This window comes from Ruegeria sp. G2 (assembly GCF_056533505.1).
On record NZ_JBQFON010000002.1, the window covers coordinates 200,040 to 218,283 of the forward strand.

Consider the following 18,244-nt stretch of genomic DNA (forward strand, 5'->3'; position numbering starts at 1 on the left):
TAAACGGAACCTCTGAATTGCCTCAATAGCTCAGCTGGTAGAGCAGGTCCTTCGTAAGGACAAGGTCGGGGGTTCGAGTCCCTCTTGAGGCACCACTTAATCAACCAGTTGCGTTCGATCTAAGCCGATAGTAGCTTGTTTTAGCAGGGTTTAGCCGAAAGACGCGCAGCCGCCCGGGATGGAGACGAGGTGCTGGAATAAAGGCCACTTTAACAGATGGCCTCTTCACCCATTTGGAAGATACACAGTGGACCTGTCACGTTTATGTGCCGCTCCAAGTGCTCGTTTAGGTCACTTTCCGGCTCCACCTTCTTCGCAGCCGACGAAATGTTGAAGCGAACGGTAATCTTTTTTGGCTTGGGTATTTGGACTTCAGGCACTGAGCCTCTAACCAAGAAGCGAGTTCTGGAGTGTTCTTTTTTTTATCGGCTCTGAGGGCTTCAACCAAATATTGCAACCTGATTTCATCTACCTGAACGATCTCACTTACCAATCCTTGGATGATCGGTTGTGACACAAAGTCGCCGCGCTCCAATCGCAAGTAGTCGAAATCAGGAAACACAATTCCATATTTGTCGCGCAAGATGAGCGCGGTGGTGTCGGCGTAGTCGCAATAGTCTCGAATGTGTGGAAAGAGGGTCGGGCGCTTATAAGGAAACTTTATGTCCAATGACTTTAATCGCTGACGAAATTTCCGCGTAGGTGCGTTGTATAAATCGTCTTGATCTGCAAAAAAGTTTTTTCGGAAATTCTGTAGCAACGCCATACTTTCCGCAGAGAAAGATTCATTGCCGGGAACTTGCCTCGATGCTTCTCGTAAAGTGTCTATGTGGTTGGGAAGGTAGTGATGGGCAAAATCTGCTGCAATGTCTCCCTGAACAAGGCTTTTCTTATCAAAAAGGCGGACGGTTAGTTGATCATTTGGACAGGCTATCGAGTATTCTCGAAGGGTATCGAGCATCGACCGGTTCATTTGGTTGTCCATACTCTTGAATCTGCTCGAAGCGTGCAACTTTTGTTGACAAGCTGAGAGAAACAAAGCTGATGGTCTTCGGACATAGAGTAGAAACTCATAAGTCGTAGCACCGGTTTTCCCCAATACTTCTCTGAAAACCTCTGGTTTAGCGGCTCGAAACACGCGGTGTAAATACTCAGACGACAATATCAACAGATCTGGGTTATGTTCTTCAATTTGCTCTAACATTGTACTGATAAAATGAGAGGTACGTTTCTCAAATTCTTCTGGCGACCTCTTTCTAAATTCACGTGGCGCGTCACCAAAGGACATAGCCGCGCCTGCTAGCAGTCCGTGATTGTAGCCCTTTGGAACATTTGGATTGGGATAGAGAATAGAGTCTGCAAGCAATGTCTCGCGAATTGAGAACAAGGCGTGCTGCAGTGCGGTGGTACCGGTTTTAGGCATTCCAATGTGAATTATGGCCTTCAATATGACCCCCTCGCGGACACTTATGCGTTTTCTGACAGACCACGGGCCAAACGCCAAAATGGCGGGATACCGTCGTGCGGGAAAAAACTGGCATGAGCCGTGTCCTCGAGTAGTATGCCGTCACCTGTTCGCCGCCTCAAGGCAAAGTCAAGTGGTACGAGACGTTTTGTTTCGAACGGTTCAATCTGAGGATGGCTCCAGCCTTCGACCGACTCAGTAAGCGTACGGCGTATCCCTGTTATCAACCTTTCAGCTGAATCGCTTGCCCATGGACGCATACCCGCACCCTCAAGCAGATTAAAAAGATTGATCCAGCTTTGCAGATTAAAAACACAATAGTGATGGGTCAGCGTACGTTGCATTTCATGAGGTTGTTCACCTTTCTTCGTAATGGTTCCCATAAGTCGTGCTTGAGCACGCAGACTAATCTCTTGCAGCGATTGGGTATCTCCCAAAAACGCCGCAAGCGCTGCGGTTTGCAAATCGTAGCAAGTGCCATGATTATTGGATGCTTGGCATTCTTTGCGCCCCTGTTCGCTTTTGCACAACCAAACAAAAAACTGCTCGCTCCACTTTTGAACACCTTGCGTAATATTTGGATTGCCTACCAATCGCACAGCATCAAGGAAATAATAGAAATCTTTGGTTTCGATTATTCCGTGTGACATACCTTTGTTGCCATAGTGCCCAAGGCGAACTTGTGCGTATTTCAAGTGCGGGTTCATCCGCGTCTCGGGGTCAATGAACCAAGTTTGGATCAAGCGTTCTGCATGTTCGCGATACGCTTTATTACCTGTTACTCGGGAAGCCAACGCTAAGGCGGTCGTATCATCAAAAAACTGCTGAAGTCTGGTTCGGTCGAATCTCGAACTATCGGGGGAGTACATCTGTGTGCCTGGCACACGTTCCCCATCTCGTCGGATGTAAGGAAGGCCGTCCGGCTTTGATTGATCAGGCCACCAATAGGGCGCGGGGTGATAATAATCGAGTATGTTACCACTTGGCCCAGGTTGTGATTTGTCAGCTACCGAGTGCGGACTGCGTTCTAGCGCCACCTCGGCTGCAGCGATGATGGCTTCTCGGTCTGCTGTACCTGGTGTCTCAGCCAGCAGCAGTTCATAACACAAAGGTTCCCCCGATGACAGATTTGGAAGAACTGCGGATTTTTCTAACATATCTATCGTAGAACGGATTGCCTCTGCCCTCGCCTGTCCACGGTTACGCATCACTTGCTTTCCAGCAGCTTCCAGCTTTGCTTCTCCGGAAAAAAGTCGAGCAACCCAACCGGCTTTACCTACCCGGTACCCCTCTGCGCTGACCTTGCGCGGTGATGCATCAAATGGGTCTTGAAACCAGCGCGTCCATTCTCCGGGAATGCCCAAATGTAAAAACATCTCGACCTTAGGGCGGCGACCGTAAGCGTGTGACGGATCGAAACGCAGTGGTGCGTCGCAGCGGAATGCCATCTGAGGCTCTTCTTTTGCCTCTGGTAGATAGCCGGTGTTCAGCAGCGCAGAGTTATCCTGTATCCTCGCCATTGCTACCGTAAAGTATCGCTTTTCACGTTGGGCCAAAATATCGCTGTGAAAGGCTTTCCAAGCTTCTTGTGTGAAGAAGCAGTTGCCGTCAAATGGTAACGCCCATTTGGCGTGACGCAGACAAAGCTCCAGTGCAATGTTGCGAGCACCATTGTTATTCATGACATAGTTGTTGCGTGCGCGGTAAGCTTGGACCACTGCTCGTATCGGTCCTCCCTTGAATGTCTGCCCGTTCTCACCCAATCTCTCCAAACGACCGTCTACAAAAATTAGAGGATCGTCGAAGGTCGCGAAATCGTAACCGACTGCCAAAAACTCTTCCAAGATAAATGGAATCCGCTCATAAATTTGCGCATGCTCTTCAAGAAGCTCTATTATACGAGCTTCAGTCTCTGGATCAAAAATCCGGTTTAATAACCATACTTTAGTGCAATTTTGTAGTTCTGGCTCGTTTTCGAGGACAAATTTTACATTTTCGAAAGATTGCCCTGCGCGGTGTCGCGGAACAAGATCATTGCCGATAATTCGGCATAGTGCAAAATTATCGGGAAGCGCATCAATACGTGCTTCGTTCGTTTTGTCGATTAAACCAGGTTCTACGTCAGTCAACGAGCCAGCAAGTTCACCGAGCCGCGGGAAATTATTGCTAGAGGCAGCACGCTTCCGCTTTTTGATCAAGTAATAGATGGGCAGCAAGACAGGAGACAATGGGAGCAAAATTGGAGACAATAAGATAAGCATTCGGTTGCGACGTCGTTTTCTAAGTTTTTTGTGTTCTAGGGACGCTTCAACCACCATGGGCTCGTTTTCCTGTCAGTTAACCAACTTCGAACAAAAGTGCCTTCTTCGTCAAACCGCTCATCCAGCGGGCACTTGTTTTGCTTTCGCTTGGATTCGGCTGCCTGAGCTGAGTAGGCTGATCGCTGCAGACTTTCTAAGTTTCGCAGTTGCGGCGTACACGCACGCAGATCTTCACAAGAGCCAGCACATTAAGAACTCGGGTAACGCGATCGGTTCCAAAACACCCTCCCAAGTCATCGCCATAATGCAATCCAAAAGCTGAGCTGTGGGTGATCGTTACAATGAACATTGAATGATCGTCAATATTTAGTCGAACCCACCATCAATCAAATTGGAATACCATGCCAGAGCGGATCACGCTCTACTCCCACATAGCGGAACCACTTGTGTGATGGTATAGTAGCATATTCCCGCTGGCCGCAGGTATGAACCTCAGGACTTTGATATCGTCTAGCAACTGTAATTCTCGGGCGCTATGATCAACCCATTTCTGACGAGATTTGAGGAGCGCGTTCGCGATTGTGACGAGTTTGCGAGCGACGGCGGTGATGATGACTTTGTGAGGTTTGCCTGCTTCGCGAAGTTGGTTGGTGAAATTTTTCAGGACCGGATTGTTATGGCGGGCAACGATAGCGGCTTGGTACATTACATGCCGCAGAAGTCGCCGCCTGAAGTGGTCCCACCTTTTTGGACAGATTTTTGGCTTTGCTAAGGTGTATCGGGTTTGGGTTTATGCTGCTTTCTGCTCTACCAAGCCGGACCAATATGCCTCGTCCGGCGTTCGCCGATCAAGCGCGGAATGGGACCGCTCTGTGTTGTAGAATCCCATCCAGTTTTTGAAGACTTTTCGAGCCTGGAAGCTGTCAGTGATCTTGGCAGAGGCGGATGGCGGGGACAACATAGCAAGCGGAAATCAATGGATCCTCATCCTACCGGCCTCCTCAACTGGGATGAAGCAGACAAAATCCAACAATCGACGTACAAACCAAAAAGTGCGTCCAGCCACCACTGGTGAGTGATTTCTGTTGGCAAACAATTCCAGGTTACTGAAGGCCGGACTATAGAGCGATCACTGCCGAGTCTTTGGCTTGGTAGTCTCAACTTTCCATTTGCGCGGCGCCGAGGTACAAATTAGATCCAATCTTGGTGATGTGCGTTTCGACGACGGCCAAACATCAAGAGGTCCAATATCTTGCTTCAAACCTTATCTCGCCGCAGTACCGCAAGAACGCAAAAGCTCGCCAATGCATTGCAGGAAACTGGGATCGTCAACTTGTTTAACCCATCCATCCAAATTACAGCCGATGGGTATGCAGTAGCTTTTCGAGGCTTGAAAGCAGGTGCAAAGAAACCCTTTGACGCTTTTCTTTCACGCTTTGGCGAAGATTTCGCCCCACTCGGATCCACGCTTAGCCTTAGCGAGCTATTCAAGCCCTCAATAGGAGCCAATGTATGCGATCCAAAACTGTTTCAAATTGACGGGCGTTGCTGGATTACATTCAACACAGGCCATTTTGAGCGACCAAACCGGGTTTTTGTTGCGTCGGTTGACCCCGACATCGGACCGCCCATTGAAATTATTTACTCAGATCGAACTGAAATTGAGAAAAACTGGGCATTCTTTGAGCACGATGGAAAACTTCATGCGCTGTATAGCACCTTCCCTACCATAGTTTTGCGTGAGAAGACCCGTCTAGATGGCAGCATCACCCTCGAGCGCGTGAAGAGTACAACTAGCGGGACCGACGAGTTCGTTAGTAAGGCAATTATCCAACCCAAAGTAACGATCGGCACACAGCTCGAACCGCTTAACCCTTCTAAAAACCTGTACGGTTTCATCGGGCACCGACGTTGGTACTGGCGCGGCAAACGTTTGTACCTAGGCTGCCCAATGACGCTAACAATGGATGAGCAAAACGCACACATTCAAACAAGTCGCGATATTTGGGCCCATTCCCTAAGGTCATTGATGGGCGCTAATGTAAAGCACAATCCAAACTTGATAAGTTGCACATATTTTTCCGGCGTAAGTATGTCGGCGGACAAAGCGATTGTGTCTTACGGCATAAATGACGTTGACTTTTCGTTGGCTGAAGTGCCTTTGACATGGTGGAGCAAGCTGTTGGCTTAGTGTTACTACAGAGGCAAAGAATGGTATCAAATGTAAGAGTCTTTTTCTGGCACGACAGAGTGCGTAATAGACTGCACTTGAACTACGATCGGTACATCAAGCGCAAATCGTCGACATGGCGAGAGTTTGCGGTTGGAAATGCCGGCGATATTTTTGCACGAAACCTTGTATCGCACCACTACCACGGCGCCAAGGCAATCAATGTCTCTGAAGGACCACGCCTCCTGTGCGTGGGCTCTATTGCGCACAAACTGGTCGCAGGTGATATACTGTGTGGGATCGGGTGCAAGGATGTTGAATTTCCTGCCGTCGACCCGGAGACAATAACAGTTCACGGAGTGAGGGGACCGATAACTGCTGAAGCCCTTCACAATGCTGGATACGACATAACTCGGATCAAATGGCACGGTGATCCGGGTCTAAAAATATCTCAAATGATAAAGCCTATAAGCGCGAAACCGGGGAAGGTAATTTTCATCCCTCATTATCGCGAGCGGGGCATTATCCGAAACGATATTCCACGATGGATAAATATGGTGGATATCGATAACGACCCATTAGAGGTTGGACGCAAGATTATGCAGGCCGAACTAGTCTATTCGTCGTCCCTTCACGGAATAATTTTTGCACATGCGCTAGGACGCCCGGTTGTTATGGTCAAGCCCGCGACAGAGGAGCCGTTGAACAAATTTGATGACTACTATTTTGGTGTCGGGCTTTCACGTCCGCGCTTTCTCTCTTCAATTTCTGAAGCAGACTTACACAGCAAGCCGAACTCACCAGCGTCATTAAAGGTTCTAGCCGAGGACATCACCTTTCCTACTTCACAAGAGCTTGAAGACCGAGGAATCATGATCCGGGAGCAAAGTAATGGTCACGACCTTTGACGATCCCTCGAAAGTCTGCATACTCTCAGGGCGTTTTCCTCGAAGCGAGTTTTTGCATTCGTGGAACCATTACGCCTATGCGAAGCGACATGGCTATACCTACATTAGTTGTGACTGGCCAACCACCGCAACTAATCGTTACATGAATAAATTCATGTATATTAAACATTACATTCATCATTTTGAGTACGTGTTTTGGATTGACGATGATGCCTTCTTTATTGATCAAGACAAGTCTCTGGACGTTCTGATCCCCAAACGTGAGCGACTCGCCTCCTTCTGCAAAAGCCCCACGAACAAGGAAATTTTTACATATCTCAGCTCAGGTCAATTTTTGATCCGAGGCGGCAAACGCAGCGAAGAGTTCATCAACTCCATCTTGGAAACACCACTTGATCTGGTGAAGGCTTGGTGGCGCGACGAATTGGGTATGTTTACGGGCGGCGACCAGGACGCAATAGTATATCTCATACACGAAAACGATAAATATCGAGACTGTATCGAACTATTTGAATATAATCAATTTAATAGCCGCCTAGCCGATCTACGCGAAGATCCTAGCGGCGTGTTCTTGTTGCATTTTACGGGACGGAGAGACGTCAAGATCGAGCATGCCAAGATGGCCGCGAGAATTTTGAAACGTGGTCCATCTCTGCTACCAAAGGAATTGGAGAAAGAACTTCTAGGTGGGCGCGGTATACGATCCATATTGAACGCCATGCAGACTCAATTTTGGCTACCCGAGCCAAAGAAACAAAAAAGTCAAAGAGTGTTTGACCGTCTATTAGGTTTTTTTAGTCGAGTGCCGTAGGTCAATCAAAATGCAAAGAACTTGTAAATGTTTGTAAACCGAAGTTTTACACAATCCAGAAGACCAAACGGATTTATGTGCGGCAAGACAAATGAACAAAACACCAAACCAAATTCTCTCACAAACGAACAAAAATCATACCGTCCCTGCATCTGAGGCGCGATGTTCGAATGGGAGAGGACCTACTTCCGCCGTTTCAAATGTGACAGTAAAACCGTTGAAAGTTCTGTACTGGCCACATTACTCAAACCCATATCAGGAACTCTTTTATGGTGACGACGTACCGGAATTTAGTTCAGAAGCTAAAACGATATATGACGCGATTAAGCTTCAAAAAGCAAATCCCTCGGAAAGGGTTGTATTTCACCTTCATTGGTTGAATTTTTTGTTTAAGGGTAAATCAGCGGAAAGACGGGAAACTGAGGTCAACGAATTCATCAACGCATGCCACAAGTTTCAAGAGGCTGGAGGAGTATTCGTTTGGACAGTTCATAATTTGGTTGAGCATGACAAGGTTGACTCTCAACTAGAATTCAAACTGCGCAGTGAAATAGTTAATCTCGCGAGCGCACTGTTCGTGCATGGGAATGCCGCTAGAAACGCCGTGGTTAATGCTCATCCTGAAGCGCAAGGTAAAATACATACAATTGCTCATGGCAATTACGTCGAGTACTATCCCAACAAAATCCGCAAAGTAGCAGCTCGCGCGATCATTGGCTTGTTCGAAACCAGTACTGTATTTCTGAATTTAGGTTGGATTCGCCCGTACAAAGGGCTTGGCGCATTGCAGGCGGCTATGAAGTCGCCGGAAATTACTGATAGCAAAGCCAAACTTCTTGTTGTGGGAAAGATGCGCGACGCAGATAGACCATACTTTGATACCCTTTTTGCTGATGCTCAAAACATCATAGTTCGTGAAGGTTGGATCGCTGATAAGAGCATACAAACCTATTTGAATGCATCTGACTTTATGGTTTTGCCCTACATGGGTACACTTACATCCGGCGCTGCGATGCTTTCTTTTTCGTTTTCCTTGCCAATAATCGCTCCAAAAATTGGAGCATTTACAGAAATTGTCCAAGACGGCAAGAACGGTTTTTTGTATGATCCGAATGATGAGAACGGATTGCAAAATGCATTGGGTCGCGCAATTGCGACCAGACCCGAAGTTCTTTCTCAAATGAAGCAATTATCACTGGAAACGGCGCTGGTTCATAGGTGGGAAGATGCACGCAATGTATTTATTGAAGTAGTTGGTAACCGGAGTCCCGAGGCCATGTTGTAGTGAGCCGCTCCGGGTTTTCCGGAGGCTCCAAATCGAGGAAGTATTGGAGCCCTGGAAAAGGACAACAGAGCAAATCGCCATTCACCTGAGACACGCGCGAGAGCGGTGCGAATGGTGCTCGACAATCAAGGAAGTTACGAGAGCCAGTCGGCTGTGATCGGGAGACGTTGCGGCGTTGGGTTCAGCAGGAATAAACCGACGCTGGCCGCCGGGAAGGGGTGACATCTGAGGAGCAGGCCCGGATCAAAGAGCAGGAACGCGAGGTTCGGGAGCTTCGTAAGCGTTGCGTGAAGGTCACCTTCCATCCCTGTCCCTGATCTGAGAGTCCGCCTTGGAGTGATTTCTTGAGGTGAGTTTCTCCATGGAGAGTACAAGAGAGTTTCTCATTGGGCTTGGCGTTATCTTCTCAGCTGATGGGATGCGGCGGTGGCCGGATTGGATTAGCCCCCTGAAAGTGGTCCACCTACAGGGATAGTTTTATCCCGCAAATTGGAGGATCAGCGATGGCTGGGAAACGAGAGAAACCAGAAGAGATCGTATCGAAGCTTCGGCAGGTTGAAGTTCTGCAAGGGCATCCTGCAACAACGAGAAAGGACCAAACGGAAGACCATCGAAACGCGACGCTTGCTTCACCGCAAATCCACCGCATAATCAGACCAACCAGATGAGCCAGACCCTCCCTTAGATCAGGCAGCCATCTGTCCCAAAATCCCTGACGACGGACAATCGAAATGCGTGAAGCAGATCTGAAGCTAAAGGCACTTACCAATCAGATGAACAATAGCGACGATTGATAACCCTTAGCACAGAGGCTTACGACGGGGCTCGCTGCGATTATCCACCGCGTCACAATTCGACTGAAGCGATGAGCCCCTTGCGGTCATTGCTGCGCCGCTTGGGCGCTGCGGATGCATTGGACCGCTAAAAGCCCAAAGCGGTCGCTGGTTTAACGGGGCGTTTAAAAGTCACCGTGACAATACTCCGTGGATCCCCGTTTCAGCGGAACGAAAATACTGTGCAAACGGCTCTGCCAAGGTCAGGGCCGTTTGTGAGGTAAGATGGTTTCCATCGCGATAGATCGGAACACCATCACGCACCAATCTGCAGTTTGTTTCCATACACAAAAACCCCCACGTATTGATAATGGACACCTCTTTACCCAGCAATTCCAGCGTTTTGTCTACCAGACTTTGGCGCGCGTCATAGTCGGCTTTCGAAGGATCAAGGGTGTAGGGTACTTGGTGCCATAATGTGCGGGCCAGTGCATTGGGCACGGAGGATTCAGCTTCAGGTACTTGCTTTACGAAATGAACCTTTAAGCCAAGCTCTTTGAGCCGGGCAAAAGTACGCACCAGTCCCCGTTCAAACACAGCCTCGTTTTCTTCGGGTCGCATCGCAGATGATGTATTGTCGCCAATAAGTACCTCGTTCCCAATCTCTCGCAAATAGCGCGTCCCGGTAGCATAAATTGCCCAACGTGCTGCCAAGAATATATGGGTTATTTCAGGCTCGGCTTCTAAAGCTTCAATGAGCCCGTCAAAGCTCTTGGTGCAATCGTTGAAACCCTCGCGCAATTGGCTCACACCCATCAGCGGTGGGCATCCGCCACGTGTAATCATAATTCCCTTTGTTCCAGCGCGTCTGGCAGCATGTTCGAATGCTGGAGCCATAGCCTGAGCATGTGAGTCACCCCAGAGTAGGAACGTGTAGGGTCGGTCGCCCTCTACAAGCCCTAGGGAGCATGCAGGAGCACGCGTTGGCCATTCGATGCGGCGGCTTTTGGGGCATTTCTCAATGGCAGACACATCTTCAGAGGCCAGCATAGCGACACGGGCATTGTCGGGCAGCCGGCTAGGGACACCTTCGCCCATGATCAACAACAGGGACGCCAAACAGAAAACCAATGTAGCGCACCCTGCTAAAAAGATAGGAGTTTTCGACACTTGCTCGCGAGATGTGCTCCGTCTGAATGGACGCTCTACGAAGCGCCAAGACAAAGCAGCGGGAACCGCGGATAGTAGCGCGACAAGCATCAGCTTTTCACTTTGGAGATCGACGGTATAGTAATGTCGATAAAGGGCCAGCATCGGCCAGTGCCACAGGTACCAAGAATAAGAGATAAGGCCGATCGCTCGCAATGGTCTCCAACTTAGGATGCGCGCCTCGAGCCCTTTAGGATAATATTGAGTGCTAAGCAGAAGCATAAACGTACCACCAACCGGCAAGAGCGCAGACCAGCCTGGGAATGGCGTGTGTTTACTGATACTGAACAAGGCGATTGCAATCATGGCCGTTCCGCCAAGGGCAAGAGATCGACCAAGCAAACGTGGCAACCTCATCACTGGAGCCGCTGCCAGAACTGCACCCGCCAATAGTTCCCAAGCGCGCAAATGGGTTGAAAAAAACGCCGTAGCCTCACGCCCTGAAGACACAGCAATCACGGATGCTGAGAAGGTTATAGCTAGTAAAAACAGTAAGATGCCGAATAAGAATTTTGGGCAAAACCGAAGCAAAGAAATGAGAATTAAGGGAAATACAAGATAAAACTGTTCCTCGACGCCTAAAGACCAAAGGTGCAACAATGGACGGTACTCTGAGGCAGGCGCAAAGTATTCGAGACTGTCCAGAAAGTACCAATTCGCTACCCAAAGCACTGCGGCGAGCATTGAAGAGCCAAGTTCGGCATAGGCTTCTGGCAGTAAAACAAACCAAGAGGCGATGTAAACGACGGCAAGCATAAGGAAGAGTGCTGGAAGGATTCGCCTGACGCGCCGCTCATAAAACCTCGTAATAGAGATACCTCCGCCCGCGGCATCCGAAAGTAGAATACGCGTAATTAGGTACCCAGAAATGACAAAAAAGATGTCAACTCCCACAAAGCCGCCGGGGATGACGTTGGTCTCCGCATGGTAAAAGACCACGGAAAGGATAGCGACGGCCCTAAGACCGTCTATTTCAGGGCGGTATGATTGCGACATGAAACCTCACGGGTACTTAAAGTCTTTGCCCGACCACTTCCAAACCCACTGACAGCGACTCCATGCGATCCGCGCAAATCGACAAGAGTTCCGCAACTTTACAGCGCAAACTCGGCGCTGGTCTTAGCCGGAAACCTTGCACTGGGCAAGCACGTAGGACAATGAAGTGGTCATTGGAAGATTGAACACTGGCGCTCACAATCGCCGGGCACGATTGGCTGCACTGTCCGCAAAGCTGCCAATAGTGGCTTTCGATGCTGCAAAGGCGGCGAAGGTCTGTTTGGCGGCCAAAACGCTCTAATCCTTTGGTTAAGTGGGTGGTTCAAAGAGCAAAGACGCTTCGCGCATCGGCACGAGTTGAGGGTCGTCACTACCTCATCAGTGCAGCTCTGCCCGGCGCAGTTTGACCCCAAATCCGCCTTTACCAGTCCGTTTAAGGCAAATACATATGGTCATACCAAAACCATGCAGACGCTTAATTGGAAGCGCTTGAATGTTCTCGCAGAAGCTTTCGATACATCTAAGGGCCAGACATTACTAGGAGATTAGGCGAAAGACCGCAGGTGCGGCACCGCAAGAAGCCAATATCTAGGTGGCATAAGAGCCAGTCATGTACTAATCGCCACCTTAGATCACGTCACTCGATAACAACATACATTGTACGGTGTTCTAGAGCAGAGGATTAATAGGAAGTTAACATGGAGTTGAAAGAGAGTTTTGCCTTAAAACAGGCAAAAATAGGAATAATTGGCCTTGGCTATGTTGGCATACCCCTCGCGCTTTCAATTGCCAAAACAGGTTTACCAGTCTTAGGTTTTGACATCTTGAAGGAACGTATCGAGCAAATGAACGGAGGTCATAGTCCGATCAAACATATCGCTCATAAGGAGATTGCCAACCTTATGGAGCACGGTTTTGAGGCAACGACAGACTTCTCCCGCGCACGAGAGTGCGACGCTTTAATCATCTGTGTGCCCACACCCCTAAATTCCAATCGCGAGCCCGATCTGAGTTTTGTGCGCTCGACTATGGAGTGTATTCAGCATCACCTGCGTGATGGGCAACTCCTTAGCTTGGAGAGCACCACTTGGCCGGGGACAACCGCTGAAGTTCTATTACCTTATATCGAAGGCAAGGGACTAAAAGTTGGTTCAGATTTTTTCCTGGTTTATTCACCGGAGCGTGAAGATCCCGGCAACCCCGATTTCGAGACAACGACCATTCCAAAAGTTGTTGGAGGTCACACGGCGGCTTGCCTCGAGGCAGGCCGCGCCCTCTACGGTACATTCATCGACAATGTCGTACCCGTAAGCTCAACCCAGGCCGCTGAAATGGTGAAGCTACTGGAAAACATCCACCGTTCCGTGAACATTGGTTTGGTTAACGAGATGAAGATTGTCGCCGATCGCATGGGACTCGATATTTTCGAGATCGTGGACGCCGCCGCTACTAAACCTTTTGGGTTTACACCATACTATCCAGGTCCCGGTATTGGAGGACATTGTATCCCAATTGATCCCTTTTACCTTACGTGGAAAGCCCGGGAATACGGATTGCATACGCGCTTTATTGAGTTAGCAGGTGAGATCAATGCAGCGATGCCGCAGTATGTGGTCGACAAGGTGATACGTGCGCTTAATGAAGCGGAGAAACCTATCAAGGGTGCTAAAATTCTGGCTCTGGGGATCGCCTATAAACGAGACGTGGATGACATGCGGGAAAGCCCTTCTGTATTCGTGATGGAACTCCTGCGGGAATGGGGAGCTAATGTACAATATTCAGACCCCAATGTTCCAGTTTTTCCACCCATGCGCGAACATGCATTTGATTTGTCTTCCGTAACTCTTACCCCAGAAGTACTCGCTCAATTTGATGCTGCGATCTTGCTGACCAACCATACTGGTTTTGACTACGATATGATTGAAAAGCACACAAATGTTCTAATCGATACACGTGGTGTCTATCGCGACGCGGCTGATGTTGTGCGTGCATAGGATTAGCTATGCAAAATAACGACAAAAAATAATAATCTCCATAGGGGTTTCCATCGAAAAGTGTGTATGTGTCGCCAGATGACCTTCGGTCGGTTCAATCCGCACGCCAAATTCGAGTCTTAGAGATACTGGATGACGAAAATCGCGCTGCTCGGGCCGAGCTCGCCTTACAAAAAAACGCGACAGAAAGCTAAAAAATATCGTTAATAGCAAGCGCACCTTGGTTGATTTTGCTGGCACCCCTAACGATCCTATGGGCTGTGAGAAGGGTCATCGGAGAGCAACGCAAAAAATGCCCTGTCTTCCGAGATTGGACTCGTTCAGGATCAGTAGCTTAACCGTATTAAGATTTTGCATGCCTAGTACTGTTGTGTCGAGCGATGCTGCCCAAGCACCTGGAAAATCTGGCGTTCCGATACCTTCATCTCGCTTCTGATCAGGTCGATGCAGACACGCCGCCGGGTGGGGCTCAGAAGTTTCCCAGGGCCGCTTCCTTCAAGATGAGCCCGTCGATTGTGAGACCAGAGACGACCTTTCGCAGACGCTCATTCTCATTCCGCAGACGATTGAGTTGCTTTAGTTGATCGGTTCCCATCCAACCATATAGCTTGCGCCACCCGTATTAGGTCTGTTTCGCTATGCGAACCTCGCGGATCGCATCTGCACGCATCATTCCTTGTCCGCCAAGCACATCAACTTGCCGCAGATTCTGAACTATTTCTTCTGGCTTGTGTCTCTTGATCTACATTCTCGGTCCTCCGTTCCTCACAAATAACGGTGGTCCAAATCAAATGAGGCACTCAAGGGGCACTGCAGTGAACAAAGGCTCAGAAGAGCCGAGCGAATCATGAGCGAATTATCGCTTTTATATTGGTTGTTGAGATCAAACAAAGCCAATATGCGTGTCAAAGTGATCTAACAGGAGGCAAGCTTTGCTCCAACAACTTATACATGACTTCAAGCGAAGCTCCCCGCTAATTCGAATATCGATCATAGCTTTGTTCCCTCTCTACCTGCTGTACAGGCTGCACCGATATCGGCGAGACATTAGGCGCAACCGCATCAACACTTCTTTCAGCGTGCAGCGGATGGGTGACATTAGCGGTACTCTGCGTGATGTGAAACAAGAGCCCATTGATCCAAAACTGGAATCTGAGATCAACGATTTGGCGGATACATTCGCGCTCTGTCGGATTGTCGGCAACGATCTCGAGCCAAGGCACAAGGTTGGCCAAAGTCTCTCAAATGTGCGCTTTATTTTAGACAATGAACCAGAATTCGATGGCGTAAAAAAGTTATGGTTGCTCAACAGGATATTTAACACCGAGACTGAAGCAAAGATTGTCAGCTTACTTGAGGAACGAGGGCAGACCTATCGACGTATCGCCTTTGATCCAGAAGAATATCAGTCTATCGGGTACAGCTTCGATACGTTCAAACAGCCTGATATGTTCTACGACGGACATCTTGAAATAGATTCAACCAGTACACGCACGACGCAGGCAATTATGCAGGCTTACCGCGCCCGCAATAACTATGTGATGCACAACAACGGTGCACGAAATGCAGCTCTCGAGTTTTGTCTGGAATACGGCAAGTGGGCGCTGCCTTTTGATGGGAATTGCTTCCTTACGTCCTCAGGATGGGCGCGGCTGCATTCGAACATCTTAGAGGCCCGGGACAAGCGATATTTTGTTGTTCCAATGGCAAGGATCACCAACAATCAAGATTTGCTGGAACCTAACAATACCTTTTCTGCGGAAGAAGAGCCCCAATTGGTTTTTCGATGCGATGCACCATTGAGGTTCAACGAGGACCTTCCCTATGGTCGTCGTCCAAAGGTTGAGCTTTTCATGCATCTTGGTATCGAGGGTCCGTGGACGCGATGGCCTGTGGAAGATTTCGACATTCCGCCACGCCGAGTTCACCCTGATGGTCATCGGGTTGGGCAAGCCGGTTGGGTCGCGCGGCTGGCGTCAGGAAAAGCCCACCTTGAACAGGCTGATCGGAAGGCATTTGTTAACCGTGGTCTCGCACGCGCTGCTGCGATCCGTTCGACTTTGGACATGTTGTCGATGCGTCCAGTCCGTGCGGCTCTAGCGCAAGACCAAGCCCTGACTTATGACCTGACCACGGCTGATCCGGCACAGTCAGAAGATTGGGCAGCTGTTCGGGAAGCTGCACAGCAGGCTTTAGACCGAGGGCCCTTTTCGGTTACGCAAAAACCCGAGCCCGGCCCCTCTGGCGATCTTCGCGACTATTTTCATCCAGCGCCATATTGGTGGCCGAACCCAAATTCGAAAGATGGTTTGCCCTATGTCAGGCGCGACGGTGAACGATTGCCGGGCACGGAACTTTATGAAGCAGAGAGTGGCCGCTTCGACCGAACACGTCTGCAACGCGTCTTCGACGACACCACAGCCCTTGCATTAGCGAGTACATTACAAGACGCCGATCCGAGTTTCCACGCACACGCCTGCTCAATTCTGAGGACGTGGTTTCTGGACGCTGAAACTGGCATGAAGCCCAACCTTTCTTATGCGCAGGTTCGGCTGGGTCACCAGGGTAACATGGGGGCTGCCCATGGGGTCATTGAAACCAAAGATTTTTATTTTCTTCTTGATGCGGTTCGGCTTCTTAGAGATTCGCACATAACCGACCGCATGAAAGAGTGGAGCTCGGAGTTTTTTGATTGGTTCACTGATAGTGTGCAAGGTCGCCAAGAATGCAGAGCAGCCAACAACCACGGGACATGCTATGACTTGCAGGCCGCCAGTCTTGCCGCATTTCTGGAAAAAGAAGATTATCTGCAAGCCATTGACTTACGAGCGCAAGCCCGCGCAATTTCTACAATCACCCCTGATGGAGATCAACCGCACGAACTGCAGCGCACGCTGACGCAGCACTATTGGGCTTTCAATTTACAGAGTTGGGTTAACCTGTTCGACCTTCTTTCAGCTGCAGGGCTGCGCCCTTGGCAGAGTGAAGCTGGCGAGAGGGTGCGGGTTGGACTACGCCGCATGTTGATGCTGTCAAAGCAAAACTGGGAGCACCCCCAGATCAAGCCATTCGACAGCAATAGATTGCTAACTTTGAATGAGACACTGAAGAACCAAACAGGTGAGGATATCCTCGGGCGCGCGGAAAGTGATGGGCCTGTCAGTTTTTTTCCTCATGATGGGGTTGCCCCGTTCTGGCGTTTGACAAGGCTAGGGCGCTGAGAAAAAAGTAACTAGCGCATCCTTAAATGCTGCGTCAGTTAAGGAGCTTGCAGTATTGCAGACAGCTGCAATCTCACCAAAGCACGAAAGATCATCAAAAACTGCAGGATCGACCATAACACAAAGCGAGCGCGCACTTTTGTTGGCGGGCTAGTTTCAGATTATTAGGCGAATCTCAGTGTTCCTCATGCTTGCTTCGTTTGAGTTATTCAGTGGTTCCGCTTGGCAGGCATTGACCACAATTCAATCAATACGAAGAGGCAGAAACGGCTTTTACGTCCAAACGATCGGGATCCACGAGCAGGGTCACAGCCTAGCATCAGATATTTAGCTTTGAGGCGGAATTTTAGTGCATTATGGTTGTTGCCTTTTAATCGCTGGGCTGTTCACTTTAGGACTGCTCTGAGTGACTTCTTTTTGATCCGTCTAACTTCGCTCTGCTCGCCCAGAGACATGCATATTCTTGCAACACGGCTGGCTCGTCTTTGTGCAGCGCCATTAAAGCGCAAGCTGCCCACATCGCTACGTCATATTCCGAATTGGAACGTTTCAGCCGGTATGCATTTACGGCTGCACTGTTTGGGGTTGAGGGTTCGAACATCAGTTCCTGAGCCGATCACAAAAAAGCATATATTGTTAGAAAGCCGGAAAAAATCCCAATTGAGGCAACCGTGAAGTTTAGAGAGAAGTTTAACATCGGGTCTTCCAATCTAGAAAGTTTGGCAGGTGCCGTATAATCGTCGGCGACATAACATACTGTTAGTATGCCGGAATGTCTTTGAATGGATCGAAAACGCATCGTTAACATTGCGTTAACAATTCGCGCGATTTCGGAGCTTTGTAGGTTGTAATCGTGCAGATCTACTGATCTTCGTCCGCCTCAAGCGGACAGCGCCTTCGTTCGGATCGATGCAAATATTTGAGGAAATGCGCCAACGATCTGCTACTCGACGCATTTCAATGAGTAAAAAGTGTATGAAAAAACTTAACCCTATTAGACGCTTAGGGGCGGTAAGAGGAACTCTCTATAATAGTCACCGCGCTTGCAGTATTCACTCGATGAAATCATAGCTTGCTGTTGGCGTGCCTCCTCGGGGAACTTGGCTAAAGCATCAATACACTGCGGTTCGTTGATCGGCGCAAACCCCTCC

General features: G+C 49.2%; 11 protein-coding genes, 1 tRNA gene and 1 pseudogene. 8 read left to right on the forward strand and 5 right to left on the reverse strand.

The features are described 5' to 3' along the window. Window positions 1–19: 19 nt before the first annotated feature. Window positions 20–95, forward strand: a tRNA-Thr gene (locus ACR0DU_RS05620). Between the two features lie 191 nt (window positions 96–286). On the opposite strand, the gene ACR0DU_RS05625 is transcribed toward ACR0DU_RS05620, so the two are convergent. Then, window positions 287–1,447, reverse strand: coding sequence for a hypothetical protein (locus ACR0DU_RS05625; RefSeq protein ID WP_480872943.1), 1,161 nt, complete (start codon window positions 1,445–1,447; stop codon window positions 287–289). A 20-nt stretch (window positions 1,448–1,467) separates the two neighbouring features. Further along, window positions 1,468–3,783: an alginate lyase family protein gene (locus ACR0DU_RS05630; RefSeq protein ID WP_480872945.1), complete on the reverse strand. Its 2,316-nt coding sequence runs from the start codon at window positions 3,781–3,783 to the stop codon at window positions 1,468–1,470. Between the two features lie 478 nt (window positions 3,784–4,261). On the opposite strand from ACR0DU_RS05630, the gene ACR0DU_RS05635 reads away from it, so the two are divergent. Continuing rightward, window positions 4,262–4,498: a hypothetical protein gene (locus ACR0DU_RS05635; protein WP_480872947.1), complete on the forward strand. Its 237-nt coding sequence runs from the start codon at window positions 4,262–4,264 to the stop codon at window positions 4,496–4,498. An 18-nt stretch (window positions 4,499–4,516) separates the two neighbouring features. Here ACR0DU_RS05635 and ACR0DU_RS05640 read toward each other — a convergent pair whose 3' ends face one another. Then, on the reverse strand, window positions 4,517–4,687 hold the full coding sequence (locus tag ACR0DU_RS05640; protein ID WP_480872948.1) for an integrase core domain-containing protein: 171 nt from the start codon (window positions 4,685–4,687) through the stop codon (window positions 4,517–4,519). A gap of 291 nt (window positions 4,688–4,978) precedes the next feature. Here ACR0DU_RS05640 and ACR0DU_RS05645 point away from each other — a divergent pair, with 291 nt between their 5' ends. From ACR0DU_RS05645 to ACR0DU_RS05660, 4 genes are all read left to right on the forward strand, one after another. After that, on the forward strand, window positions 4,979–5,917 hold the full coding sequence (locus tag ACR0DU_RS05645) for a hypothetical protein (protein ID WP_480872950.1): 939 nt from the start codon (window positions 4,979–4,981) through the stop codon (window positions 5,915–5,917). A 77-nt stretch (window positions 5,918–5,994) separates the two neighbouring features. Then, window positions 5,995–6,804 (forward strand): polysaccharide pyruvyl transferase family protein, encoded by an 810-nt coding sequence (locus ACR0DU_RS05650; RefSeq protein WP_480872952.1) that lies wholly within the window; start codon window positions 5,995–5,997, stop codon window positions 6,802–6,804. Continuing rightward, a complete protein-coding gene (locus ACR0DU_RS05655) occupies window positions 6,788–7,615 on the forward strand; it encodes a glycosyltransferase family protein (RefSeq protein WP_480872954.1) in 828 nt (275 codons plus the stop codon). The genes ACR0DU_RS05650 and ACR0DU_RS05655 overlap by 17 nt, the downstream gene beginning before the upstream one ends. A gap of 91 nt (window positions 7,616–7,706) precedes the next feature. Then, the gene (locus tag ACR0DU_RS05660; RefSeq protein ID WP_480872956.1) at window positions 7,707–8,900 is read left to right on the forward strand and encodes a glycosyltransferase; all 1,194 of its coding nucleotides are present in this window, start codon (window positions 7,707–7,709) and stop codon (window positions 8,898–8,900) included. 965 nt (window positions 8,901–9,865) lie between these two features. On the opposite strand, the gene ACR0DU_RS05665 is transcribed toward ACR0DU_RS05660, so the two are convergent. Continuing rightward, window positions 9,866–11,878 (reverse strand): acyltransferase family protein, encoded by a 2,013-nt coding sequence (locus ACR0DU_RS05665; RefSeq protein ID WP_480872957.1) that lies wholly within the window; start codon window positions 11,876–11,878, stop codon window positions 9,866–9,868. Window positions 11,879–12,576: 698 nt separating this feature from the next. On the opposite strand from ACR0DU_RS05665, the gene ACR0DU_RS05670 reads away from it, so the two are divergent. Continuing rightward, window positions 12,577–13,872 carry a nucleotide sugar dehydrogenase gene (locus ACR0DU_RS05670; protein ID WP_480872959.1) on the forward strand — a complete coding sequence of 432 codons (1,296 nt, stop codon included), beginning with the start codon at window positions 12,577–12,579 and terminating at the stop codon, window positions 13,870–13,872. A gap of 365 nt (window positions 13,873–14,237) precedes the next feature. On the opposite strand, the pseudogene ACR0DU_RS05675 reads toward ACR0DU_RS05670, so the two are convergent. After that, a pseudogene (locus ACR0DU_RS05675) lies at window positions 14,238–14,614 on the reverse strand (IS3 family transposase); the annotation flags it as partial. 346 nt (window positions 14,615–14,960) lie between these two features. On the opposite strand from ACR0DU_RS05675, the gene ACR0DU_RS05680 reads away from it, so the two are divergent. Beyond that, window positions 14,961–17,093 (forward strand): alginate lyase family protein, encoded by a 2,133-nt coding sequence (locus ACR0DU_RS05680; RefSeq protein ID WP_480872961.1) that lies wholly within the window; start codon window positions 14,961–14,963, stop codon window positions 17,091–17,093. Window positions 17,094–18,244 lie beyond the last annotated feature (1,151 nt).

What these genes read in the sequence shown, in the direction of transcription:
- ACR0DU_RS05630 (WP_480872945.1), bottom strand. Translation starts at nt 3,783, where the DNA reads ATGGTGGTTGAAGCGTCCCTAGAACACAAAAAACTTAGAAAACGACGT.
- ACR0DU_RS05635 (WP_480872947.1), top strand. Translation starts at nt 4,262, where the DNA reads ATGATCAACCCATTTCTGACGAGATTTGAGGAGCGCGTTCGCGATTGT.
- ACR0DU_RS05640 (WP_480872948.1), bottom strand. Translation starts at nt 4,687, where the DNA reads ATGTTGTCCCCGCCATCCGCCTCTGCCAAGATCACTGACAGCTTCCAG.
- ACR0DU_RS05655 (WP_480872954.1), top strand. Translation starts at nt 6,788, where the DNA reads ATGGTCACGACCTTTGACGATCCCTCGAAAGTCTGCATACTCTCAGGG.
- ACR0DU_RS05660 (WP_480872956.1), top strand. Translation starts at nt 7,707, where the DNA reads ATGAACAAAACACCAAACCAAATTCTCTCACAAACGAACAAAAATCAT.
- ACR0DU_RS05665 (WP_480872957.1), bottom strand. Translation starts at nt 11,878, where the DNA reads ATGTCGCAATCATACCGCCCTGAAATAGACGGTCTTAGGGCCGTCGCT.
- ACR0DU_RS05670 (WP_480872959.1), top strand. Translation starts at nt 12,577, where the DNA reads ATGGAGTTGAAAGAGAGTTTTGCCTTAAAACAGGCAAAAATAGGAATA.
- ACR0DU_RS05680 (WP_480872961.1), top strand. Translation starts at nt 14,961, where the DNA reads ATGGGTGACATTAGCGGTACTCTGCGTGATGTGAAACAAGAGCCCATT.